Genomic DNA, 23927 nt, shown 5'->3' on the forward strand with positions numbered 1-23927 from the left:
TTAACGGCCTAAACCGTAGGATTTGAATGAGGTGATAAAGACAAGCCCATAACCTAAGGCTAATAGACTATGAAATGGAAGAAACAGATAATTCCCTTCCTGAATGGCTAAAAAAACCATCCCTCCAAATACCAGGGCAAATATTCCTTCAAACCAGGTGGTCACGGGCATTCTATGAAGTAGGTATTTGTTGGAAGAAAGTTTAATTTTTCCGGACTCCAGATTGAATTTAGGAGTACGGATAAAGGGTGATTTTTTACCAGTCAGACCTTCCCAAACTGCCTGTGAGTTGTGCAAAGCCAATCCCATGGAGACAGAGAGAAACAGCGGTAATTGCCAGATAACGCCCAGAGCTGAGCCAGCCCAAGTTTTTTTCCCCACAAAAAAAGAAATCAAATACACCAAGGCAATGATGACAAATCCAACAAGGAATATTGCAGATAATTTTACCCAAAAATCCGGAATCAAACCCTTTGTGGCAGCCAACCAGACTCCAATGCTGCTAAGGCTGGTAAGTAAAACTGCGATGAAAATCGTAGAGTTGAACAAATGGGCAAAAGAATGGAATTTGACTCTAGGAGCATGATTTTCAGAAAACACCTTGCCGGCATGCTTTGCAGCACACTCTGCCCCGCCTTTGGTCCAACGAAACTGTTGACTTTTGATTGCTGACATGACGGGAGGCAATTCAGCAGGAGACTCGATTTCTGGACGATAGACAAACTTCCAACCTTTTCGCTGTGCCCGATAGCTAAGGTCTAAGTCCTCCGTCAAGGTATCATCGTGCCAGTTTCCGGAATCAAGAATGCAGGTTTTCCGCCAAATCCCTCCTGTACCGTTGAAATTGATAAAAGCCCCCTGCTGGTTTCTTCCCATCTGCTCGATAAAGAAGTGGGCATCCAAAGCGAAAGCCTGGAGTCGGGTCAATAAAGAAAAACGTCTGTTTAAATGCGTCCAACGGCTTTGAACCATTCCCACTTTCTCCGAAGAAAAATAAGGCAAGGTCTTCAGGAGAAAATCCGGGTCTGGAACAAAATCCGCATCAAAAATAGCGATGAACTCTCCATCTGCTTTCTCCAAGCCCTCTCGAAGGGCGCCGGCCTTAAATCCCTCCCGATTCACTCGGTGGAGGTATTGAAAGTTGACTTCAGGGTATTCTTTGATTTTTTGCAAAATCAATTCACAGGTCTGGTCGGTGCTGTCATCCAGGATCTGAATTTCTAACAGATGGGCCGGATAGTTTAATTTTGCCACGGAATCGATTAATCGCTCTACCACATACAGCTCATTGAAAACCGGGAGTTGTACAGTGACTTTTGGCCAAGACTCAGGAGTTTTTTGGGGCGTTTTGGAGAACTCCTTTTGAGCTTTAATAAAGTGAAAGAGTAAATGCCCCTGCGCCAAGCTGTACAGGAGAATAAAGCTCATTCCGAGAAAATACAATCCACAGAGGATATAGAGTAGAATCATTAGGATTTAATCTTGATAGAATCATTTCCAATCAATATTGGAAACTCCTCAAAACGACTTTCTTCAGAATCATTTTCCAGCTTCAATACTCCTCGTGGACAAACCGCAGAACAAACTCCACAACCTACACAGGAGGAGCGGACGATATTTTGACCGCGCTGTGCATACCAGCGGACGTCGATTCCCATTTCGCAGTAAGTAGAGCAATTCCCGCAGGAAATACATTGGCCCCCATTGGTCGTGATTCTAAATCTGGACTTAAAGCGCTGCACGATCCCTAAGTAAGCTGCCAGAGGACATCCAAACCTACACCAGACCCGATTTCCCATAAATGGATAAAATCCAGTCCCTACCACACCTGCAAAAGCAGAACCAATGGCAAATCCATAAAAGGAGTGCAATTGATTGGTCACATTTCCCAGTAAAGCAAATTCGCTGAAATAGTTAACGATGGTCAACAGTGTCATGAGATTAACCAAAACCAACACACCATGAATAATCCATCGCTCATATTTCCAAGCCTTTAGGGACTTATCTGAAAGCTGACGGAATGGGTCACCTACCGTCTCTGCCAGCCCTCCACATCCACACACCCAAGAACAATACCACCTTTTACCGAAGAAATAGGTGAACACTGGTACGCCTACAATTATCAACAAAATCCCCCAAATCAGCATAAAAAACCCTACGCCTCCCGAGGAAAGAAAGGTATTGAGCTGATAATCATAGAAAAAATCATAATCCAAAGGCCAGATATTCTTAAAGTCAAAATAAGGCTGATTCAGCAATACCAAAATCTCAGGAATCAGAAATGCAAAGGCAGTTTGAAAAAACATCACCGAGGCAGTTCGAAGCTGCTGGTACTTATTTCCTCTGTATTTTCGGAACATGCGAAGTCCCATCACCAAAATGGCCAGGGTGTAAATAAACCCATACAAAAACCATTGGCTCGCGGGTCCACCACTAAGGATTCTTGAAAGGGGATCGACCATCCAAACCAAATTGACCAAATAGGCAGGAAACCAATATAATAGGATATAAAACAGAATTAAATAAGCCCCGGTGATCATTCCCAACCATCCCCGGTTTTTGAGTTTGGAATGGAAAATTCCATTGTTTTTGATTCCCGGAGACTCTTCTTCATGTTGCCTGAAATTGTACAAAAAACCTCCCAGAACTGCCAGGCCTATGGAAAGCCCCAACCAAAGCCAAGGGTTTTCTTTGGATGGACTCTGGACCGAAGCTTTGGCCAAGGCAAAACTGTAATCATCCCAAATGACCTGATCCCAAAGTTGGTTTGACTTCAGGGAATCATTATAGGCGGAAAAATGTCGATTGAAGTCGCCTAGAAAAGCAAAGTTGGAAGGGTAGGATTGACCATACATCGGCGAAAGAATTTCGGCCATTCTCTCTTGGTGAATTTCCTTGGTATTCTGCTCCACCAGTTCTTGCGACATTTGATAATTGCCCAAGAAAGGAACCAGGGTAAAGACCAGGATTCCCAAAAGAAAAATAATCACTCCTGTTTTTTCAAACCATTTCATGTCCTAGCCCCGAATAATTTTTGAATGAACGTCTTCTTTCCAATTGTAAAATTCCCTCCATATTCTTTTTGAAACGCCCCTTGGATTTCCCGAAAATAGGGAGCAAAGAATTCAGGGTCGAAATTGGCTTTTTGAAGATTTGCGATGACTTTTTCGCCAGTCCAAGCCTCTTTAATTGCTTTGTCAAAAAATTCATGGCGAAGGCGAAACCCGAAATTATTCACCCCGACAATTTTATTCTCCTGACTCATCAGCATCCGAAACGACACCTTCCCGCTGGAATGCTCCCAGTAAAAGGAGGTAAACTCTTCTGGTTTCCATTCGGGTGGAACGCTGCCATAAGTTTGATATTCTATATCCAGAAATTTAGCAGAGTTAAACCAGACACCCGGTTGGTAGGAAATCTTCCCTTTAACCAAAGAATAGGCTAAGGTTTCCCCATGCATCCGTCCAGTGTACCAAACTTGCTCGATATTCCTTCGATCTGAGGCTGGCGCTTTTTGAAACTCTGCACAGTCGCCTATGGCAAAAACATCAGGAATATTGGTTTGAAAAAACTCATCTACCACTATCCCCCTTTTAACATCTAATGATGAGTTTTTTAGAAAATCCACATTAGGGCTTACTCCCGCTGTCAAACCCACAAACTGGCATGGGATCTCTTCGCCTTTGGAAGAAATCACAGCTCTCACTCGTCCATCATTATCCGGGAGAATTTCTTTGAGCTCTGTTTCAAGCCTCAGGTCAATATGATGTTCCCGAATATGCCTTCCGACCAACTCAGACTCTTCTTTAGGCAAAACATTGTTCCAAAATCCTGATTCACGAACTAAAAATGTCACGGGGATCTTTTTATAGGCCAACATTTCTGCCAGCTCGATTCCAATCAGCCCTCCTCCTACTATGACAGCTCTTTGAACAGCGACAGTGGTGTTTTCTTCAAACTTCTCTAAATCTTGTTTGGAATAAAGGCCTTGAACACCCTCTAAATCCTGACCTGGCCAGCCAAATTTATTGGGCTTAGATCCTGTGGCAAGAATCAGTTGATCATAGGACAGGTTATTTCCGGATTGGAACAGAAGCTTTTTTTGGGTAAAGTCAACTGTCTCCACCCATTCCTGAAGGAGTTCAATTCGGTTTTTCTCCCAAAACCAATTCTCATAGGGCTGAGTATGCTCAAATTTCATGTGACCCATGGCCACATACATCAGTGCTGTCCGTGAAAAAAAATACTTTGACTCGCCGGAAATCACAGTAATCCGAAGATTTTCATCCAATTTCCGGAGGTGCCGGGCACAGGTAATCCCTGAGATCCCATTCCCTAAAATGACAATATGCTTGCTGGGCATGTGGGTAATTTTAAGGTCAAGTTAGCCAAATATGCCTATTCATTGAGATTCCAGTTGTAATCCATAAATGAAATTTTGGCATTTGACTTAAGCTTCACCTTGGAATATTGATTTAAAAAATCAACCAATGAGCCTTTTTTGGTGAAATCACCCTTAAACCACGAAAAGATGGAGGAAACCTGAGCAGATTCGGGGCTGATTTTATTTCGTTTGGGATCATTGATAAAACTGACTGCCACCTTCTGGAGCTGACTTTCGAGCTTACTGGCTACAAATGCTTCATTCAATAAAGGCGGGCAGGAAACAGAGGCACAATTGATTGCAAAATGAATTCTAGGTTCGGAAAACTCTTTTCTCAAAATGGAGTGTTCAATCTCATCCAAACTGGATTCTTTCCCCCCGATTTTAAAAAATTTATAATGCCACACATCGCTGATCAAAGGAATTTTGAGTTTCGGCCCCAGATCTTTGATGCTTTTAGTAGGATAATTATCGACAATCAACTTTACCGTAAATGCATTGTAGGCATTGATCCAATAAGCCATTTGTTCATTTTTAGACCAAGTTGACCTATCTGGGGCATTGTCTGATAGAGATTTCAGGTATTGTTCCAGCTTGGCTTTGTCTTTGATAAATCCTTTGTAATTGACTTTTCCATCGGCACTTACATTGGCTTTTAGTAATTGATCCCAGGTCTGATGATTTGGAGGAGTGGTACCTGTACCACCTAATAAAGAACCGGAGCAGGCAAACATTCCAAAAATCAATACCCCAAGAAATGTGTGTTTTAAAATTTTCATATTAATTTTTTTTACTATTTACGAAGCCTAACATCGTTCAGATGAACGAAATCCTGAATTGTCGGGAAAGCGACAAGTGGGCCTTAATAAACCTTCTGCCCCTTCTTCAGCCAAATTCCCCAGGATTTGGAGTAGGTGTGTACTTTGGGAGTGACTTTTCCATCGGCTTCAACGGGATACCCTTCATTGACCCAGTGAATTATCCCTCCATACAAATTATAAACCCTCGTAAAGCCATTTTCTACCAGCTTCTTTCCGATTTCTTGAGATCTTGCACCGACGGTACAATAGATTAGGACAGGTTGATTTTTATCTAATCCTTGAAGATTTTTCAGTGAAAAGGTTTCATAGCCAACCCACCTTGCACCTTGCAGGTGACTGACTTCAAATTCCTTCTTTTCTCTTGCATCCAAAACCTGGTAGAAGGATAAGTCCGAGATTTGTTGAGGCATTACAACAGGAAACTCCTTGTCATATAAGCCGGAAAGGACAGTTTTGTAGGCGATGGATTGGGAAAACAAGTCCTGCACTGGAAGTAAAAAAAATCCAAAAATGAATATTGAAAGTAATTTGCGGATTTTGGATGAAGTGAAGCTCATAATCCGAAAACCACTTTTTACTTCTGCTGGTTCGAATCAAGCATAAAAATCAGACAATCGGGCCAATCCACGCTTGTCTTTAATGATGATTTTTTTCCCGTCAAGTTCAATCAAATTGTCCTTTTTAAACTCAGAAAGCAGGCGAATGACTGATTCAGTAGCTGTACCAACGATCCCTGCAATCTCTTCTCGACTCAGGATCAAATCAATACGCTGGGAATCCCCTCCTTCTATTCCATAATTGCTTGCCAATTGTAAAAGCACAAAAGCCAGACGTTCACGGATACTTTTCTGAGTAGCATCAGTCAACTTTGCTTCCATCACTCCAAGCTCATGGCTGATAGCTTTGGTCACTTTCTTGAAGAATTCAGTATTCTTGGTCAGGGTATTCAGGAAAACTTCCCTTGGAATAAAACAAATTTTGGCATCCTCGATAATCATCGCAGAGCTGGTATAATTTTCCTCTCCCAGGAGTGCTGAATAGCCTAAAAAATCTCCCTTTTGAGACAAATGAATTATTTGCTCCTTTCCGTTCGAAGCTGTTTTGTAAATTTTCACCACGCCAGCATTAATACAGAAAATCCCCAATGGTTTAGTCCCTTCGTAATAGAGGATTTGACCTTTTCGGTGAGAAATTAAATTCTTGAAATCCGAAATGGCGCACAATTGAGATTCTGGAAGATCTGAAAACAAAGAATGCTTTCGACTTGCACAATGCTCACAAGGGGTGTTTGACTCATTTAAACTCATATGGGTGGGTAGGAAAGTAAATTCTGATTAATAAAAAATATGACCGTAATCATATAATGCTAGTGAATTTACGGAATTATTGGCAAATCATTAAGCTGCTCATAGGTGTTTTTAGTTTTATTGTATCCAAAGCAGATGTGTCTCAAGCCGTTTGACAATACAATATTAGGGCTTTTGATTTCTTTATTATAGGACATTGCTTGAGCGAGAGTTTTTTCATTAATCTGTACTTCCGGAGCTTTGCATTCTATCAACAAAAAAGGCATTCCATCCCTGTCAAATACTACCAAATCGGTCCTTTTTGAAAGCTTGTTATATTTCATGCCTTTCTCCAAAGCAAAAAGGCCTTTGGGATACCCCTTGTGCGCGATCAGAAAATTAATCCAATGTTGCCTAACCCATTCCTCCGGCGTCAGTATCAGTTTTTTTTTTCTCAAAGAATCAAAAATGTAAACCTTTCCATCCTCCATTTTCATGGCCGGGTTAATTGGGGGGAGGTTTAGGGTGGGAAATTGAAAATCCTTTTCTGGACCTAGATTCATGGCTCAAATATGTCTCAAAAAAACATTGAATCCATGACTTATTGAGCAAAGTCTAAGTAGGGACTGATTTGATCAATCCATTCTTTTTTAAAAATCTTAATCTTCAGCAAATCCCCCGAACTAGCATAGGCACCATGCTGATTTCGGAACGCAATCATGACTTTGGCTTCCTGAAAAGTGATGTAAGGATGCTTGGCTAATTCTTCCAAGTCACAGGTATTTATTGGGATCTTTCTTGTGATTTGAGGAGCAAAATCAAAATATTCCCAGATGCCTTCTATGGTTTCAGCTTTCAGGCCAAATATTTCACTCAATTGACTTTTACTGTGAAAACCTCCCATTGCTTCCCGGTATTTGATAATCCTACCTGCCAAGCTAGGGCCGATTCCCGGGACAATCTGCAAAGTCACGGAATCGGCTTCAGAAAAGGAAATCTTTTGAATGCCTGAAGGAACAGGCCTCTTTCTTGGAGTGGAAATGGTATCTGATGGATTAAATGAAGGCAAAGGAGGAGATATCAGCACCTCTCCTGCCTTTTGCAAACTATCTAATCGATGAAGATAAGAAGCATAAAGAGCATCCCCTTTTTTGTTTTTCAAATGACTCAAGGCATAAGGACTAATCCCAAGAATCAATAAAAAGGGGACTAAAAGCAGGAAACCACGGGATTCTTTATGAGAAAATCCTATGTAGGTTTTCAAAAAATAGAAGAATCTGTTCATAGAAAAGATCAATTAGGTATAAGTTATGAATATTGGTTTCATAAATCAACCCTCCCTAATTTTGTCGAATAAGAGCCTATTTTATTTAGAATTATTCCAAATTAAATAGATGTGCGCCCAAATCAGGATTTTCGGGAATGTTCTCTGTTAAATTTGCATTGCAAGACTTGTTACCATGCACACCAAGTTTAGAGCGCTTAGTCTTTCCCATAAAACAGCCCCTGTTCAGATTCGTGAATTGATTTCTCTCGATGAGAGTGAAATTCGCCGTATCCTGCTGAAATTTAAGGAGTTTTTTAGCCTTACGGATACGCTAATTGTATCTACCTGCAACAGGACGGAAGTTTACTATAGCCATGAATTGGATCTCAGTACTGAGATGATCAAGTTGATTGGCTTAGAAAAAGGAATGACTGATGTTGTCAACTACTTAGAGTATTTCGAAGTATTCCAAGAAGAGTCCGAGGCCATTCTCCACCTTTTCCGTGTGAGTATGGGCTTAGAGGCTCAGGTAATTGGAGACATTCAGATTTCCAATCAAATAAAAAGAGCTTATCAGGCAGCCGCTGACAGTGAAATGGCCGGACCGTTTCTACATCGGTTGATGCATACCATATTTTTCACAAACAAAAGGATCGTCCAAGAGACCGCCTTTCGGGATGGAGCCGCCTCGCTGTCCTATGCAACCATCGAACTGATTGAAAGCCTCACGACCAATACCTTCGAGCCGAGGATTCTTTTGATCGGTGTCGGTGAGATTGGAGAGGACGTAGCTAAAAACATGGTGTATTTGCCTCAGGCAAAAGTAAAAATCACCAACCGTACTAAAGCCAAAGCTGAGGCTATTGCCGCTGAATTGGGATTTGAGGTGGTGCCATTTGAAAATCACCTGGAAGCTATGAAAGAGGCAGATGTCATTGTCTGCTCTATCATGAAGCATGATCCTTTTATCACCAAAAAGATGGTGAAGGATTTCGATATCAAGAGCTACAAACTTCTGATTGACCTGTCAGTCCCAAGAAGTATTGAAACTACTGTGGAAGATATTCCGGGAGTGGTTCTTTACAACGTCGATAATATCCGAAGCAAAACCTCAGAAGCTTTAGAAAAACGCCTTGCTGCGATTCCATCAGTAGAGTCGATCATCAAAGAAAGTATCGATGAGTTTTCTAATTGGAAAAAAGAAATGATGGTATCTCCGACCATCAATAAACTCAAGCAATCCCTGGAGCAAATCCGGCAGGAAGAGCTGAGCAGATACCTGAAAAACGCAGATGAGAAAGAATACGTGTTGATTGATAAAATCACCAAGAGTATGATGCAAAAAATCCTCAAGGTGCCAGTGGTCCAACTTAGAGCAGCATGCCAGCGGGATCAGGCTGAGGAAATGATTGAAATCATCACCGATCTTTTTGACCTTGAAAAAGTCAAATCCGAAAAATAAACCAGCCTAAATAAATATTGAAAAGGCCAAAGGTAAATGAGAGTTCCTTTGGCCTTTTTATATTTAAATCCGTTTTTGATTTATCCTAAAATGAACGCACCCATTTCAAAAATCTCCCTACTGATCTCGCTCTTGGGAATCCTAGCTTTTCCCATCTCAGCCCAGACTTGGGAAGCCTATGATTTACAAGGCAACCTGAAATCCAGAGCTGTCTATGATGAAATCAAAATCCTCTCCGAATCTGTCATAATCGGCAAAAAAGGATCCTCACTCTTCCTTTTATCGAGAGACTTAAAGCCAATTGTCAATTTAGAAGGGGAAGACATATACCAGTATCTAGCTCCATGGATTCTTGTAAAAGGCCCAAATGGATTAGGTGCTTATCATGAATATGGGCAGCAAGTTTTAAAACTTGAGTATCAGGAAATCCAGACTTACATCACAAGATTATTGGCCAAAAGAGGAAATGAATATTTTGTCTTTGAAAGAGGCTCTGGCAAAACGACTTCTTTGGGATCTCCCGAATCTGCCAAACTCACCAAATTAGGAATGGTGATTACCCTAGATCAAGGGAAATACTATTTACCTCTTTCAAGTAATCCCCGCAAGGCTTATAACCTATTGGAAGAAAATGAGGGAAAATACCTATTGGCAAAAGAGTCTACAGGTTTTGGAATCATCAATCTAGAAGGCGACTATGTCATGCCTCCTACTTTAAGCCAACTTGAATATTCTAAGAATGACTATTTCTTCGGCTTTGACCAAAACCAATACTTACTCATCGAAGGAGATGAAATCAAAGCTGATGTCAGCTATAACTCATTTCATAAAATCACCAAAAGTGGGGACTTGATGCTGGAATATATTCATGGCAAGCTCAGAAGAGTCATGAACGAAAAGGGAATTCTGCTTGACGTAGTCGGCATGGAAGAGGTAAAATTGGTAGAAAAGGACCATTACTTCATCCGATTTCGGGAAAATAAGTCTGGACTGCTGGGAAAATCAGGCTGGCTGGTTAGACCCGAGTCAGATGCAGACTGGATTGGAGCGGGTTCGGACGGACTCTTCCCTGCAGGAAAAAAAGGAAGCCAAGGCTTTGTGAATTCTTCCGGAAAATGGGTGATCGAGCCCAAATTTTCCAATGTTAAAAAGTTTTCAGAGCAGATTGGTGAATACCAAAACGGCTCTTCCTTCTGGGGCTTATTAGGCTCAAACGGACAAATCATTTCTTCTCCAGAATGGGACGAAATCAAGCCCTTCATATCAGGAAAATCTATTGGAAAAAACTCCTCAGGCCTATTTTTACTAGATAGATCCGGTTCAAAAATCAATGCTATGCCTTACGACCAGATTTGCCGGGTCAATGAAGGATATTTTTTGGTGGAAAAAGGAGGCAAAAGAGGGCTTTTAAACCCGGAGGGTGTGGAAATCGTCGCTCCCGAATTTGACTTGATTCAATTTGAAAACAAGGACTTTGTTCTGTTGGGTAAAGGAGGAAAAGTGGGAGCCATCAAAGATACAGGGGATGTGGTCTTCCCCATTAACTATGAAGCCATCATCCCTGATTGGAGCAATGGTCAGATATATTTGAAAGAACTTTATGTGCCGGTCGTGATTCCGGTAGAAGAATCTAAAAACGGTAAACGCAAAAAGGGAGCTTAATCGCTCCCTTTTCTTATTTTTTCTCTCCTTTGCTTCCGCTGGATTCCTTAGAATCCTTATCAGGATTGGCGATAGATTCTCTCATGGTAGTATCCGCTTTGATATTTTCCATTTTATAATAATCCAACACACCAAGATTACCTGTTCTAAAGGCCTCAGCCAGAGCTTTTGGAACCTCAGCCTCAGCTTCAATTACCTTCGCTCTCATTTCCACGGTTTTGGCTCGGTTTTCTTGCTCCAAAGCCACGGCCATAGCACGTCTTTCCTCAGCTTTTGCTTCAGCTACTTTTAAATCTGCAGAAGCTTGGTCGATTTGAAGTTTTGCACCAATGTTTGTCCCAACGTCAATATCAGCAATATCAATTGAAAGGATTTCAAAGGCAGTACCCGCATCTAAGCCTCGCTGAAGCACTAGTTTGGAGATTTTATCAGGATTCTCGAGGACAGATTTGTGAGTGGATGCTGAACCGATGGAAGTTACAATCCCCTCACCAACTCTAGCAAGAATGGTTTCTTCGCCTGCTCCACCAACTAGCTGAGCAATGTTCGCTCTTACAGTTACTCTAGCTTTTGCAATCAATTGAATCCCATCCGCAGCAACTGCCGCGACACTAGGAGTATTGATTACTTTCGGGTTAACTGAAATTTGAACCGCCTCAAAAACGTCTCTCCCTGCCAAGTCTATTGCAGTGGCTTGCTTAAAACTAAGATTGATATTTGCCTTGTCTGCCGAAATCAATGCCCGAATTACAGTAGGCACATTACCGCCTGCCAAATAGTGAGTTTCTAACTCATTGGTGGTCAATTGAAGTCCGGCCTTAGTAGCGGTAATCAGGGAATTCACAATCACACTTGGGGGAACCTTTCGGATTCTCATCCCTATAAGCTCTCCGATTCCGACACGAACATTCGCAAATTGAGCTGTAATCCAAAGATTAACAGGAACAAAATACAAAAAGATAAACAAGAGAATAATGCCTGCAAAAGCAGCCACCAATACAAACATTGAACTAGATGGATCCATATTATTTGACTAAAATTTTATTATTTTCGATTTTAACAATTTCAACATTTTTTCCGACTTCGATGAAGCCTTCTTCTGATTTCACCTCGTAAACAGCATCTTCAAACATCACTTTTCCGAAGGGTTTGATGTCTGAAATCGCCTTTCCTTTCATTCCAATCTGAAGTCCTGTAGTTCGCCCGTCAAATGCTCCTCCCTGCATGGAGGATTTCAGAGAAAATTTATTCCAAACTCCTGAGGAAAATCCATACCAAACCGCACCTAAATTGACAATTGCAGCTCCTGCTGTAATCCAAAGGGCCAAATTGTAATCAAAGGTGATAAAAGCAAAAACAACTCCTGCAAGAGACACCAAGAATCCCAAGATTCCAACGATCGTGGTTCCAGGAATAAAAAGCATCTCAACCATCAGTAAAATAAGCCCGATTAGAAGTAGACTGGAGAGAATAAGGATTTCCATAATTTGAAAGTCGTTGGACTAAAATACTACTATTGATGAAAACAAAAGCCAATAAAAAATAAAACCCGGAAAAACCGGGCTTTATCATCAATAGGCTTTTGCAAAATATACTCTGCCTTTAGAAGGTTTTCCAGAGTAAACGCAAAGTCCTTCTTCTTCTTTTTGATTCAAGGGGATACAACGGATCGTAGCCTTTGTCAATTCTTTGATTTTCTCTTCAGTTTCTGAAGTTCCATCCCAATGAGCAGAAAGGAAGCCACCTTTTTCTTCCAGTACTTGCTGGAATTCTTCCCAAGAGTTGACTTCGGTAGTTTTTTCAGCCCGAAAATCAAATGCTTTTTGGTAGATGTTATTTTGAATCTCTTCCAGAAGTGAAGAGACCTTCTCTCCGACTGGCATCTCACTTAATGTGAAAGATTCCTTGGTCAGTGTATCTCTTCGTGCTATTTCGATAGTACCATTTTCCAAATCTCTCGGCCCCATGGCGATTCGAAGAGGCACACCTTTCAATTCATATTCTGCAAATTTCCATCCTGGCTTGTGCGTATCCCGATCGTCGAATTTCACGGAAATTCCTTTCTTTCTAAGCTCCGCCATGATTTCTTTTGCCTTTTCAGAAATAGCCTCCAGTTCAGCCTCTCCTCTGTAAATGGGAACTATGACTACTTGGGTTGGCGCTAATTTAGGAGGTAGAACCAATCCATTATCATCAGAATGCGCCATAATCAAGGCACCCATCAATCGGGTAGAAACGCCCCATGAAGTTCCCCATACGTATTCCAATCCACCTTCTTTGGTGGCAAATTTGACGTCAAATGCCTTGGCAAAATTTTGACCTAAGAAGTGAGAAGTCCCCGCCTGAAGAGCTTTACCATCCTGCATCATAGCTTCAATACAGAAAGTCTCGTCAGCACCTGCAAATCTTTCATTTTCAGTCTTTCGCCCTTTGACCACAGGTAGAGCCATAAATTCTTCAGCAAACTGAGCATACACATTCATCATCTGGACAGTCTCATCCATTGCTTCTTGGGCAGAAGCATGCGCTGTATGTCCTTCTTGCCAAAGGAATTCAGCAGTACGCAAAAACAATCGGGTTCTCATCTCCCATCGAACCACATTGGCCCATTGATTTACCAAAAGTGGGAGATCACGATAAGACTGAATCCAATTTTTATAAGTACTCCAAATGACAGTTTCTGAAGTTGGCCGAACAATAAGTTCTTCTTCCAATTTAGCCTCTGGATCTACTATTACTCCGGATCCATCCTCGGCATTTTTTAGGCGATAGTGGGTGACTACAGCACATTCTTTCGCAAATCCCTCCACATGGGAGGCTTCTTTGCTCAGATAAGATTTTGGGATGAAAAGTGGAAAATAGGCATTGGTATGGCCGGTTTCTTTGAACATTCGATCCAACTCGGCTTGCATTTTTTCCCAAATCGAATAACCGTATGGCTTGATCACCATGCAGCCTCTTACTGGGGAGTTTTCAGCCAAGTCGGCTCTTTTTACCAATTCATTGTACCAGAGAGAATAATCTTCGCTCCGCTTAGGTAGTCCTTTACTCATTAGGCTTTGAGGTATATAGAAATGTGGTTAATTTTGCTTAATTAGGGCTGGCAAATATAAACCAAAAAGTATAACCTCAGGTCAATCAGCCCGTATAACAAAGTAGCAAATCAACTTCAACCATGAAGATTATCCCCAATATCTCTCTTTCTTTATTAATAGGTGCTGCAATTCTTTCTTCTTGCAACACTAACAAAATGGCAATGAGCGGTGTGCAAGACAACATGTACTTCCGAGCATCGGATGTCAGCATTGCTACCCAATATGCCGTAGAGAACAATAACCCAAAAACTTTCGAAAATTTAAGTCAAAGCCCGACGCAAGTTCAGGAAAATTTCAGTTCCCGAAATGTCAATCCGGAATACATATCCAGATATCAGGCAACGACTACCGAACTGGATAATGGTCCGGTCTATTTTGATGAAGGTCAGATGGATCAATCCTCTGCCAACATCAATGCTTACGACAATTATTATTCTTCCTCAGGAAACTATAGAAATAATTTCAATTCCTTCCCTTCCATGAATTTCAACATAGGTCTAGGGTTTGGGTATGGATTTAGTCCTTGGGGATATGGATTCTACGATCCTTTCTGGGGCCCATCTTGGGGATGGAGACCAGGTCTAAGTCTTGGAATGAGACTAGGCTGGGGTAATCCTATGCTAGGTTTTGGACCAGGCTGGGGCTGGGGACCTGGATTTGGTTGGGGATCTGGTTTTGGTTGGGGTTACCCGATGTACGGTGGCTGGGGATTCCCTGTCTATGCTGGTTATCCAGTCTATGTAGTACAAGGCGGTGAATTCGGATCCAGAAGAGTGGTTTCTGGAGCAAGACCTACCCGAGGCGCATCAATGGCAGGATATTCCAATAATTCCCGTCAAGCGGCAGTATTACCTTCGACAGGAAGAGCTCAAAATCGAGCCACTGCTTCTGGCTTAACTCCTTCCGCAAGAAGAGTAGTTGCTTCTGAAGGTTCAAGAACCGCAAGCAGGGATTTCAGCAACTCTCAAAATGATTATTATAACAATAGCAGAAGTAGAGTAGCTACTTCAAGAAATGTTAATTCTCCTGCAGCAGACAGATCAAGCTACACTCGATCAAGATCCAGTATTCCTTCAGCTAGACCATCTTCGTCTTACCCTGGAATGAATTCCAGATCTTATACTTCTCCATCAAGAGGGACTAATTCGAATTTCAACAACCGATCTACCAGTCCTTCCTATAATAGATCAAACAGTCCTTCCTATAATAGGTCAACCAGTCCTTCCTACAATCGCTCAACAGCGCCAACATACAATAGATCAGTAACACCATCAAGATCAAACAATAACACCGGAGGCTTCAGCGCTCCAAGCAGAAGCTCCTCAGATGGCGGAATCAGTGCTCCGAGTAGGAGTTCCGGTGGATCTAGCGGATCAAGCTCCGGTGGATCCAGAGGAGGAAGGGGGAATTAATTTCCCCTTTTTTTTTTCAAAACATAAGACCAATACCTCTATCCATCCGTTATTTACAAAAACCCAATTCATCAAATTCATGAGGAAATTAGGATATCTCTTAATCGTTTTTTCCATTTCTTTTTCCATCACCAAAGCCCAGAGTGGATACTTTGAAGACGCCTATCGGTTTGGAAAAATAGTCCCTTCTGGCTCGGCCAGAATTACTGCAATTGGTGGCACACAATGGTCTCTTGGCGGAGATGTTTCCAATCTTACTGGAAACCCTGCAGGATTAGGGTTTTTCAGATCTTCTGAAGCCAGCTTCACTTTAGGATATTCCAATTGGGGAGTGGACACTCGATATTTAGATCAACCCAGATCTTACAAGACTTCCAACTTCTCATTACCACAATTGGCGTATGTCGGAGCTAAGCCTAAAGGTGTCATGGAAACAAAAGCCTTTAAAGGGGGCGCTTGGGGTTTCAGCGTTCAAAGACTCGCTAATTTCAATACCGAATTCGGTTATTTCTCCAACCTTCAAGGAGAAAGCTCCATTCTGGACTTTTACCTAGATAATTCTTTTGGAGTCCCAGAAAATCAAATTGAAAATTTTGGTATTACTGGTTTGGCTTACCAAACCTACCAAATCAACCCGGTGACCCGAGATCAAAACGGCAACCCAATCTCCAATCCAAATACCTACGATTCCTTTGTTCTTGGATTCCCTTTTCAAGATGAAAACATCCGACAAGAAGGAAGTGCCAGCCAGGTGAGTTTTGGATATGGAGCCAACTTTAACCATAAAGTTTTTGTCGGAGGTAGCCTTGGTATCAGGAGTATTTCTTTTGCTTCCTACAAGACCTATAATGAAGAGTTCAACGATGAGCCACTTATCAACTCTTCCTTGCGTGAAAACCTATTTATCGAAGGCCTTGGCGTAAATCTCAATTTAGGATTGATTTACAAGCCAATAGACGAATTGAATTTGGGGCTGGTTTTCCAAACTCCTACCTGGTACACTATGAGTGAAGAATACGAGGCCTCTATGTTTGCCAACTATAATAATTACTATTTCGAGGAGGAGGATATCACGCTCGGCAATCAAGAAGCATTTTCGGATATTATAATTAGTAATTACGGACTCAACACTCCGCTTAAAATTGGAGCAGGGGCTACTTACTTCTTTGGGAAAAAAGGCTTTATTTCTGCTGATGTGGACTGGGTAGATTACAGCCAAGCAAGGATTAATTCCAACGACTTTAATGCAGAACCAGACAATAATGTGATTCGGGACTTCTATTCCAGTACGGTAAACTATAGAATAGGAGGAGAAGCTTGGGTTAATAAATTTAGAATCAGAGGAGGATACTCATTCATTGGAGATCCTTTTAAAGATTCGGGAGATTTTGACCAAAGTGGCCAAATGCTAAGTGGTGGTGTCGGTCTAAAAATCAATTCAATGACCATTGATTTCGCTCTAGTAAATCATAAATATTCCACCCTGTACCGAAGCTATCAAGTTTTTGATCAAAACGGTTTTAACTATGGTCCTATTACAGAAGTCAACCATAGTATCACCTCAGGCGTGTTAACCCTTGGTTTTAGCTTCTAAGCTGATTTATCAACTCATACATCATTAGCTCAGCTGAGAAATCATCTCCGCTGAGCTTTATTTTTGCCTGATTGTAAAAATATTCTCGCTGAGAAAGCAAACTTTTTAGCTTCAGAGTGATCTCACCTTGATCAAGACCTTGAAACATTGGTCTGTTTTGGACTTTAGAAGCCTGAATTCTACTTGAAATTGTCGATAGAGGCACATCCAGATACACTGATATAGATTTGGCATTTATCAAATCCATATTGTCATTGAAGCAGGGAGCTCCTCCACCTGTAGCTAATACATAGGAATCTTCCCTCGAAAGCAATTCATCCAGAACTTGAGTTTCTAATTCCCTGAATTTTCCTTCTCCATGGATTGCAAAGATTTCAGGAATCTTGCTTTGCGTTTTGACTTCGACTTGATGGTCCAAATCCACAAAAGTAAACCCCATGTGCTCTGCAAGCTGTCTTCCAAAAGTGCTTTTTCCAGACCCCGGAAGTCCTACCAAAACAACTTTTAGATTCTTTTTCATGGGATAATTATTTGATTGTCCGAAAACATAAGAAAATGGGCCTACAAAGAAATCATAATGATTTGTACACCAGAAACCCTCCCTAGCTTTATAAGAATAGATCCAAAACCTCTGTTGCTTCTGGAGTATTGTTATGATGGTATTTTTCGAGCACCACCCCATCTTTCAACACCATAATACCGGGATTTGCCCGCATGATGGTCTTGACTACTGTAGCATCGGCCTGCAGTCCAAATATGCTCCAATTCTGTTGGTTCAAAAAAGCATCAATATCCTCCTGAGGAGCTGCTGCTACAAATACCACATCTATTGGAGCACCTTCCAATGATTTTACCATTGCAGTCAATTTATCCAGATTTGCAGAGCTCATTTTACTAAGGTTACTGCTTAGAATCACCACTTTGTTCCCAGCAAAAAGGAATTCAGTCTGATCGCTATCAGAATTCCAAACTGCGAAATCAGAGATCTTTGGCAATGCCTCTGGGTTTTTCAAAACCATTTCGACAAACTCCAAACCTTCCTCGCTGGGATATTGGTCAAATTCCAAGACTTCCTCTCCTCTTTTCATCACATAGGTATATTGCAAAGGAGCAGAAGGCTGCATATTCACTGGAATATTCACCCCATTTTTATAGGCTCTAAAATCAATAAAAGGAAGGTTTTGAATGGCATAGTAGGCTAAGCCAAAAGACAAAACCAAGACTACCCAGGTGAAATTCACTGCCCATTTCGGGCTTTCCTCAGGAAGATCTTCTCGAAAAATGAACAAGAAAGATATCATCACCAACAATACTATGTCCTTATAAAAAGACTCCCAAGGCGTGAGTTTGATCGCATCTCCAAAACATCCGCAATCTGTGACTTTATTGAAATATGCAGAATAAAAAGTGAGAAAAGTGAAAAACAGAATCATCAGGCCAAGAGCCCAGACGGTCTGTTTGAGTTTTACCCCAAGAATAAGCATGACCCCCAATACCACCTCTGCTACCACCAGTACGACGCCAATGTATAAGGCAAAGGGTTTGAAATAATAGAAAAAACCAGCGATGTCATTGGAAAACACATCAAAATACTCTTCCAGTTTGATCGCCGTTCCAACAGGATCATTGACTTTGATCAGTCCGGAGAAGATAAAAAGACCACCTACCAAAATCCGCAGAAGCCAAAGAATTCCTTGTTTATTCATGTCATTGTTATTTTGCTTTGGTCTATATGGAAATCATAAAGTCCAAATTCGTCTCCTTATTTAATAATGATTCAGTTTTTCTCCACTTGGTGATATCCTAATTTGATCAGGCAGAAAACCGCATAATTGATCATGTCTTGGTAATTGGCCTCAATTCCTTCTGAGACAATGGTTTTCCCCTGATTATCCTCAATTTGCTTTACTCTGAGAAGCTTCATCAGGATAATATCCGTCATGGATGACACACGCATGTCTCTCCATGCTTCCCCATAATCATGATTTTTGTTCTCCAAAAGTCCCTTAGTAGCTGAGGCCCAATGGTCATATAAGGGCTCCAATTCTGAAAAAGGAATCTCCAAACCTTCTTCTTTTTCTAGAGAAATTTGAATCAATGCGATCAAGCAATAATTAATGATTCCAACAAATTCATCGACTATAGGATCATCTACTTTCTGATTTCCTTTTTCCTGAATAGAGCGAATTCTTTGGGCTTTAATGAAAATTTGATCTGTAATAGAAGGAAGTCTGAGAATCCTCCAGGCAGTTCCGTAATCGACGGTTTTCTTGCGAAAGAGTTCTTTACATCGGGCGATTACTTGCTTATATTCGTTGCTGGTTTTAGTCTCCAAAATCGTTAATGTTAATGCTCCACGGATCCAATCCGCCATCTTTTTTCGAAGATAGATTATTTCCCCAAAAATATACACTTCAAATTAAGGGACGGCTAATCAGCTTAGAAAAGCCAAAAATAATGGGGATAATCAACCTCACCCCTGATTCGTTTTTTGAAAAAAGCAGAATTGAGGTATCTAAGGAAAAAGTAATCTCCCAAGCCAAACAAATGTTAGAGGAAGGAGCAGACTTTTTGGATTTAGGAGGCTACAGCTCCCGACCCGGGGCAGAAGAGATTTCCATTCAACAAGAAATAGACCGGGTGATCCCTGCTGTCCAATGGATCAAAGAAGAATTCCCCAAGACTTTGATTTCAGTGGATACTTTCAGAAGCAAAGTAGCTTTTGCAGCAATCAAAGAAGGAGCGGATTTAATCAATGATATTTCTGCTGGAAGCTTGGATCCGGAAATTCTGACCGTAGTGGCAAAATCAGAATTACCCTTTTTGGCAATGCATATGAAAGGAAATCCCAAAAACATGCAGGAATTAGCAGTCTATGGGAATTTATTGCCGGAGATTTTGTATTATTTTGCTGAAAAAGTGGAGATTTTTAGAAAAATTGGCATCAAAGATGTAATCATTGATCCAGGTTTTGGATTTGCGAAAACGCTAGAACAGAATTACGAATTATTGAGACTCCTGAACTCTTTTAGGGTTTTTGGACTTCCACTTTTAGTAGGGATTTCGAGAAAATCCATGATCTACAAAAGCCTGGGTGTTTCGGCACAAGAAGCCCTAAATGGAACCACGGCATTAAACATGTTCGCACTCTTAAATGGAGCGAACATCCTTAGAGTACATGACGTTAAGGAAGCTAAAGAAACGATTAAACTATACGAACAATTATACCCTTGAACCTGCTTTTTAAAATAGGATTTTTAGACATCTCCATCGTCAATATGATTGATATTGCGTTGGTGGCTGCGCTATTATACCAGGTTTACAAACTGCTAAAGGGTAGTGTCGCAATCAAAATTTTCCTTGGGTTTCTGTCCATCTACTTAATTTATTTATTGGTGAGAGCTGTCAGAATGGAGCTCCTTTCAGCAATTTTAGGACAATTTATGGGGGTGGGTGTGATCGCTGCGATTATCATTTTTGCTCCAGAAATCCGTAAGTTTCTCTTGTTGATTGGAAGATCTTCCTTTCTATCTAATGATACACTTTGGAAGGACATCCTGTTTTTCTGGAGAAAAAGAGAAAATTCCGCATTCAACATCGCTCCGATCATTGATGCAACCAAAACTCTCGCGGGCACCAACACAGGAGCTCTGATGGTTATATCCAGTAGCACCGAATTGAAGTTTTACGCAGAAAGCGGTGATATCTTGGATGCCGAGCTATCAAAGCGTCTTTTGGTTTCCATTTTCAACAAGTTTAGCCCGCTTCATGATGGAGCTGTAATCATTCATCACGGCCGTATCAAAGCAGCCAGATGTATCCTTCCGGTGACTGAAAGAGAGGTTCCAGCACAGTTTGGCTTAAGGCATCGAGCAGCAATAGGTATGTCTGAAGCGACAGATGCCTTGATTTTGGTAATTTCAGAAGAGACAGGCCAGGTATCTATGATGAAAAATGGAAAAGTCCTTCACAACCTCTCATTTCAAGAGGTTAGGGAAATCATTAATGATTACCTCAACAATGAAGATCTGGAAGACCGGTTTGAAAATCTATCGGAATACGAACTGGCCAAAAAGAATAAATTGAGGCTGACCACGAAATAAAAAAGAGCTGATTGAATTCAATCAGCTCTTTTGCTTTAATAGGTAAAGATTTTTTATTGAATCACTCCCAACTCTTTTCCTACTTCGATGAATGCTGCAATCGCCTGATCCAAGTGCTCACGGTCGTGGCCTGCGGAAATCTGAACCCGAATTCGAGCTTGACCTTTCGGAACGACCGGATAATAGAACCCAATTACGTAAATACCTTTTTCCAAAAGCTTCTCAGCCATCTTCTGGGAAAGAACCGCATCGTACAACATAATCGGAACAATGGCATGCTCGCCCGGCTTGATGTCAAAGCCAGCTGCTGTCATTTTCTCTCGGAAATACTTCGTATTCTCCTCCAGCTTATCTCTCAACTCAGTAGTCTCAGAAAGCAAATCAAAAACCGCTATAGAAGCTCCAGTGATGGAAGGAGCCAAGGTATTTGAAAACAAGTAAGGTCTGGAACGCTGACGGAGTAGCTCAATGATTTCTTTCCTTCCTGAGGTAAACCCTCCAGAGGCTCCACCCAAGGCCTTTCCTAACGTTCCTGTGATAATATCAATCTTACCCATTACACCTCGGTATTCATGCACACCTCGGCCGGTTTTGCCCATAAAGCCAGTGGAATGACATTCGTCAGACATCACTAAAGCCTGATATTTTTCAGCCAAGGCAACGATTTTATCCAATTGAGCAATGGTGCCATCCATAGAAAAAACACCATCAGTCACGATGATCTTTTGCTTGGCTCCAGCCGCATCTGCATCCTGAAGTTGCTTTTCTAGGTCCTCCATGTTATTGTGCTCATAGCGATAGCGCATGGCTTTGCAAAGCCGAACCCCGTCAATGATGGAGGCATGATTCAAGGCATCGGAAATAATGGCATCTTCAGGACCCAAAATTGGCTCGAAAACCCCTCCATTTGCATCAAAAGCAGCGGCGTACAAAATGGTGTCTTCGGTACCTAAGAATTCTGAAATTTTCCTTTCCAGCTCTTTGTGAATATCCTGAGTACCGCAAATGAATCGTACAGAAGACATTCCAAAACCATGGGAATCAATCGCGGCCTTTGCTGCTTCAATTACCTTAGGATGGGAAGAAAGGCCCAAATAATTATTGGCGCAAAAGTTAAGGACTTGCTTTCCCCCAGCTATTGTAATCTCTGCTGATTGAGGAGAAGTGATAATTCGCTCTCTTTTGAAAAGTCCAGCTTCTTCAATCGATTTAAGTTCTTGCTCTAATTTGGGTTTAATCTGATCGTACATTCTTGTAGAATTAAATTGTTTTAAAGTTTGAATGCTCCACTGGTCAAAAAACAAGAGTGGAGAGGTGATTTTTACTACTTTTGCGCAAGCAAACCCAAATATAAACAAAAACCCTCAAGGCGACTTTTGGGGTTTTTCGAAAGACCTTTCTATGGAAAAAATCCTAGTCATTGGAGCTGCTGGTCAGCTAGGCTCAGAACTCACCAAATCACTTGCAGACCAATTTGGCGGAGAACAAGTCATCGCTACAGACCTGCGAGACTCCGCAAAAGCAGAATTTGATTATTGCAGATTCGAAGTACTTGATGTCCTGAATAAAGAAGGAGTTAGGGATTTGATCAAGGAAGAAAAAGTTACTCAGATCTATCATTTGGCCGCTGTTCTTTCAGCCACGGGAGAGAAAAATCCGCACTTCGCCTGGCATTTGAATATGGACAGCTTACTTTCCGTACTGGAATTAGCCAAAGATTTGAAACTGGACAAGATCTACTGGCCATCTTCTATTGCCGTATTCGGCCCAAATACTCCTAAGGTCAACACCCCTCAATTTTGTGTAAAAGAACCAAACACAGTCTATGGAATCAGCAAACAGGCTGGGGAAAGATGGTGTGAATATTATTTTGAAAAATACGGGGTAGATGTCCGAAGCTTGAGATATCCAGGTTTGATCGGTTACAAATCCCTGCCAGGAGGAGGTACCACAGATTATGCGGTAGATATTTATCACAAGGCTTTGGCAGGAGAAAAATTCGAATGCTTTCTTAGCGAGGACAGCTATCTTCCAATGATGTATATGCCGGATGCCATCAAGGCTACTTTAGACCTGATGAATGCACCAAGGGAAGCTGTGAAAATAAGATCCAGCTATAATTTATCGGGGATGAGCTTTTCTCCTAAAGAGATTTACGAAAGCATCAAGAAGCACCTTCCTGATTTTGAAATCAGCTACAATCCTGATTTCAGACAGGCAATCGCGGATTCCTGGCCTGATAGCATCGATGATTCCCGTGCTCAAGAAGATTGGGGATGGAAGCCAGACTATGATTTGGATGCGATGACGGCCGATATTTTAAAAAACCTGCCGGACTATTTTCCACCTCAAAAATAAAAACTAGGCCTGAAATGATTTCAGGCCTAGTTTTTTGGTGCGTTTACCACTTAGAATAATTTGTAACTTTTTGTCAAAGTCTTTCTTCGATTTCCTTGGGATCAAATCCCAAAGTCAATCCACCTTCTGGATAAATGATTACCGGTCTTTTGATCATGCTGGAGTTTTCTACCAAAATAGGAATGGCAGTCTCCTTTTTTTCCAAGGCAACTTTCTGGGAATCATCCATCTTTCGGTAGGTTGTGCCCTGCTTATTTACCAGAGATTCCAGAGTGGTTTTCTTCAGAAAACTCTCTAGTAAATCAGGACTTGGTTTTTGCTTTTTGTAATCGATAAACTCGTAAGACACTCCTTTTTCATCCAAGAAATCGAAGGCTTTTTTCATGGTATTGCAATTCTTGATACCATATACTTTCAATGACATAACTAATGTTTTTATAATTTTTGAAATATATCGAGCAGGATATTCAATCAACTTTTTCC

At 41.3% G+C, this 23927-nt stretch carries 23 protein-coding genes; 7 read left to right on the forward strand and 16 right to left on the reverse strand.

Translation table 11 applies throughout. From position 1 onward, the window contains the following. The 8 genes from G458_RS0101780 to G458_RS0101815 form a co-directional block, all read right to left on the reverse strand. On the reverse strand, window positions 1-1470 hold the full coding sequence (locus G458_RS0101780; protein WP_026950387.1) for a cellulose synthase family protein: 1470 nt from the start codon (window positions 1468-1470) through the stop codon (window positions 1-3). After that, window positions 1470-3014: a 4Fe-4S binding protein gene (locus tag G458_RS0101785; protein ID WP_026950388.1), complete on the reverse strand. Its 1545-nt coding sequence runs from the start codon at window positions 3012-3014 to the stop codon at window positions 1470-1472. Before G458_RS0101785 ends, G458_RS0101780 begins: the two co-directional genes overlap by 1 nt. Beyond that, window positions 3011-4363 (reverse strand): NAD(P)/FAD-dependent oxidoreductase, encoded by a 1353-nt coding sequence (locus tag G458_RS0101790; protein WP_026950389.1) that lies wholly within the window; start codon window positions 4361-4363, stop codon window positions 3011-3013. The genes G458_RS0101785 and G458_RS0101790 overlap by 4 nt, the downstream gene beginning before the upstream one ends. Window positions 4364-4398: 35 nt before the next feature. Then, a complete protein-coding gene (locus G458_RS0101795; RefSeq protein ID WP_026950390.1) occupies window positions 4399-5163 on the reverse strand; it encodes a DUF547 domain-containing protein in 765 nt (254 codons plus the stop codon). An 83-nt stretch (window positions 5164-5246) separates the two neighbouring features. After that, entirely contained in the window at window positions 5247-5762 is a 516-nt protein-coding gene (locus tag G458_RS0101800) for a rhodanese-like domain-containing protein (protein ID WP_051286953.1), read from the reverse strand. A 36-nt stretch (window positions 5763-5798) separates the two neighbouring features. Beyond that, window positions 5799-6512 carry a Crp/Fnr family transcriptional regulator gene (locus G458_RS0101805; RefSeq protein WP_026950392.1) on the reverse strand — a complete coding sequence of 238 codons (714 nt, stop codon included), beginning with the start codon at window positions 6510-6512 and terminating at the stop codon, window positions 5799-5801. Window positions 6513-6580: 68 nt separating this feature from the next. After that, window positions 6581-6988, reverse strand: a complete 408-nt coding sequence (locus G458_RS0101810; protein ID WP_245579214.1) for a type I restriction enzyme HsdR N-terminal domain-containing protein — start codon at window positions 6986-6988, stop codon at window positions 6581-6583. Between the two features lie 104 nt (window positions 6989-7092). Then, complete coding sequence (locus tag G458_RS0101815) at window positions 7093-7776, reverse strand: ComEA family DNA-binding protein (protein ID WP_026950394.1); 684 nt, start codon at window positions 7774-7776, stop codon at window positions 7093-7095. Window positions 7777-7951: 175 nt separating this feature from the next. On the opposite strand from G458_RS0101815, the gene hemA reads away from it, so the two are divergent. Together hemA and G458_RS0101825 are read left to right on the forward strand one after the other, a co-directional pair. Next, entirely contained in the window at window positions 7952-9220 is a 1269-nt protein-coding gene (gene hemA, locus G458_RS0101820) for a glutamyl-tRNA reductase (RefSeq protein ID WP_026950395.1), read from the forward strand. Between the two features lie 90 nt (window positions 9221-9310). Then, a complete protein-coding gene (locus G458_RS0101825) occupies window positions 9311-10882 on the forward strand; it encodes a WG repeat-containing protein (RefSeq protein WP_026950396.1) in 1572 nt (523 codons plus the stop codon). Window positions 10883-10895: 13 nt separating this feature from the next. Here the strand turns inward: G458_RS0101825 and floA are convergent, their stop codons facing one another. The 3 genes from floA to proS all read right to left on the reverse strand — a co-directional run bounded on the left by floA (window position 10896) and on the right by proS (window position 13935). Continuing rightward, entirely contained in the window at window positions 10896-11906 is a 1011-nt protein-coding gene (gene floA, locus G458_RS0101830; protein WP_026950397.1) for a flotillin-like protein FloA, read from the reverse strand. 1 nt (window position 11907) lies between these two features. Next, entirely contained in the window at window positions 11908-12366 is a 459-nt protein-coding gene (locus G458_RS0101835; RefSeq protein ID WP_026950398.1) for an NfeD family protein, read from the reverse strand. An 87-nt stretch (window positions 12367-12453) separates the two neighbouring features. Further along, window positions 12454-13935 (reverse strand): proline--tRNA ligase, encoded by a 1482-nt coding sequence (proS, locus tag G458_RS0101840; protein ID WP_026950399.1) that lies wholly within the window; start codon window positions 13933-13935, stop codon window positions 12454-12456. A 122-nt stretch (window positions 13936-14057) separates the two neighbouring features. Here proS and G458_RS0101845 point away from each other — a divergent pair, with 122 nt between their 5' ends. Both G458_RS0101845 and G458_RS0101850 read left to right on the forward strand, forming a co-directional pair. Beyond that, a complete protein-coding gene (locus G458_RS0101845) occupies window positions 14058-15389 on the forward strand; it encodes a hypothetical protein (protein ID WP_026950400.1) in 1332 nt (443 codons plus the stop codon). A gap of 79 nt (window positions 15390-15468) precedes the next feature. Continuing rightward, the gene (locus tag G458_RS0101850; protein ID WP_035467636.1) at window positions 15469-16983 is read left to right on the forward strand and encodes an OmpP1/FadL family transporter; all 1515 of its coding nucleotides are present in this window, start codon (window positions 15469-15471) and stop codon (window positions 16981-16983) included. Here the strand turns inward: G458_RS0101850 and G458_RS0101855 are convergent. The 3 genes from G458_RS0101855 to G458_RS0101865 all read right to left on the reverse strand — a co-directional run bounded on the left by G458_RS0101855 (window position 16973) and on the right by G458_RS0101865 (window position 19357). Further along, a complete protein-coding gene (locus G458_RS0101855; protein WP_026950402.1) occupies window positions 16973-17503 on the reverse strand; it encodes a shikimate kinase in 531 nt (176 codons plus the stop codon). The two genes, G458_RS0101850 and G458_RS0101855, sit on opposite strands and share 11 nt — an antisense overlap. An 88-nt stretch (window positions 17504-17591) precedes the next feature. Then, window positions 17592-18689: a BT_3928 family protein gene (locus tag G458_RS0101860; protein ID WP_026950403.1), complete on the reverse strand. Its 1098-nt coding sequence runs from the start codon at window positions 18687-18689 to the stop codon at window positions 17592-17594. A 71-nt stretch (window positions 18690-18760) separates the two neighbouring features. Beyond that, window positions 18761-19357, reverse strand: coding sequence for a DUF1599 domain-containing protein (locus G458_RS0101865; protein WP_407636904.1), 597 nt, complete (start codon window positions 19355-19357; stop codon window positions 18761-18763). Between the two features lie 83 nt (window positions 19358-19440). Between G458_RS0101865 and folP the strand changes: the two genes are divergently transcribed. Further along, window positions 19441-20217: a dihydropteroate synthase gene (gene folP / locus G458_RS0101870; protein ID WP_157359657.1), complete on the forward strand. Its 777-nt coding sequence runs from the start codon at window positions 19441-19443 to the stop codon at window positions 20215-20217. Further along, window positions 20214-21086 carry a diadenylate cyclase CdaA gene (gene cdaA, locus G458_RS0101875; RefSeq protein ID WP_026950406.1) on the forward strand — a complete coding sequence of 291 codons (873 nt, stop codon included), beginning with the start codon at window positions 20214-20216 and terminating at the stop codon, window positions 21084-21086. The genes folP and cdaA overlap by 4 nt, the downstream gene beginning before the upstream one ends. A 53-nt stretch (window positions 21087-21139) precedes the next feature. Here cdaA and kbl read toward each other — a convergent pair whose 3' ends face one another. After that, window positions 21140-22336 carry a glycine C-acetyltransferase gene (kbl, locus tag G458_RS0101880; protein ID WP_026950407.1) on the reverse strand — a complete coding sequence of 399 codons (1197 nt, stop codon included), beginning with the start codon at window positions 22334-22336 and terminating at the stop codon, window positions 21140-21142. Between the two features lie 151 nt (window positions 22337-22487). On the opposite strand from kbl, the gene G458_RS0101885 reads away from it, so the two are divergent. Further along, window positions 22488-23444, forward strand: coding sequence for an NAD-dependent epimerase/dehydratase family protein (locus G458_RS0101885; RefSeq protein WP_026950408.1), 957 nt, complete (start codon window positions 22488-22490; stop codon window positions 23442-23444). Window positions 23445-23517: 73 nt separating this feature from the next. Here the strand turns inward: G458_RS0101885 and G458_RS0101890 are convergent, their stop codons facing one another. Next, the gene (locus tag G458_RS0101890) at window positions 23518-23868 is read right to left on the reverse strand and encodes a Spx/MgsR family RNA polymerase-binding regulatory protein (protein ID WP_026950409.1); all 351 of its coding nucleotides are present in this window, start codon (window positions 23866-23868) and stop codon (window positions 23518-23520) included. Between the last annotated feature and the right edge of the window lie 59 nt (window positions 23869-23927).

Origin of the sequence: Algoriphagus mannitolivorans DSM 15301, assembly GCF_000429425.1 — a bacterium.
Taxonomy (GTDB): domain Bacteria; phylum Bacteroidota; class Bacteroidia; order Cytophagales; family Cyclobacteriaceae; genus Algoriphagus; species Algoriphagus mannitolivorans.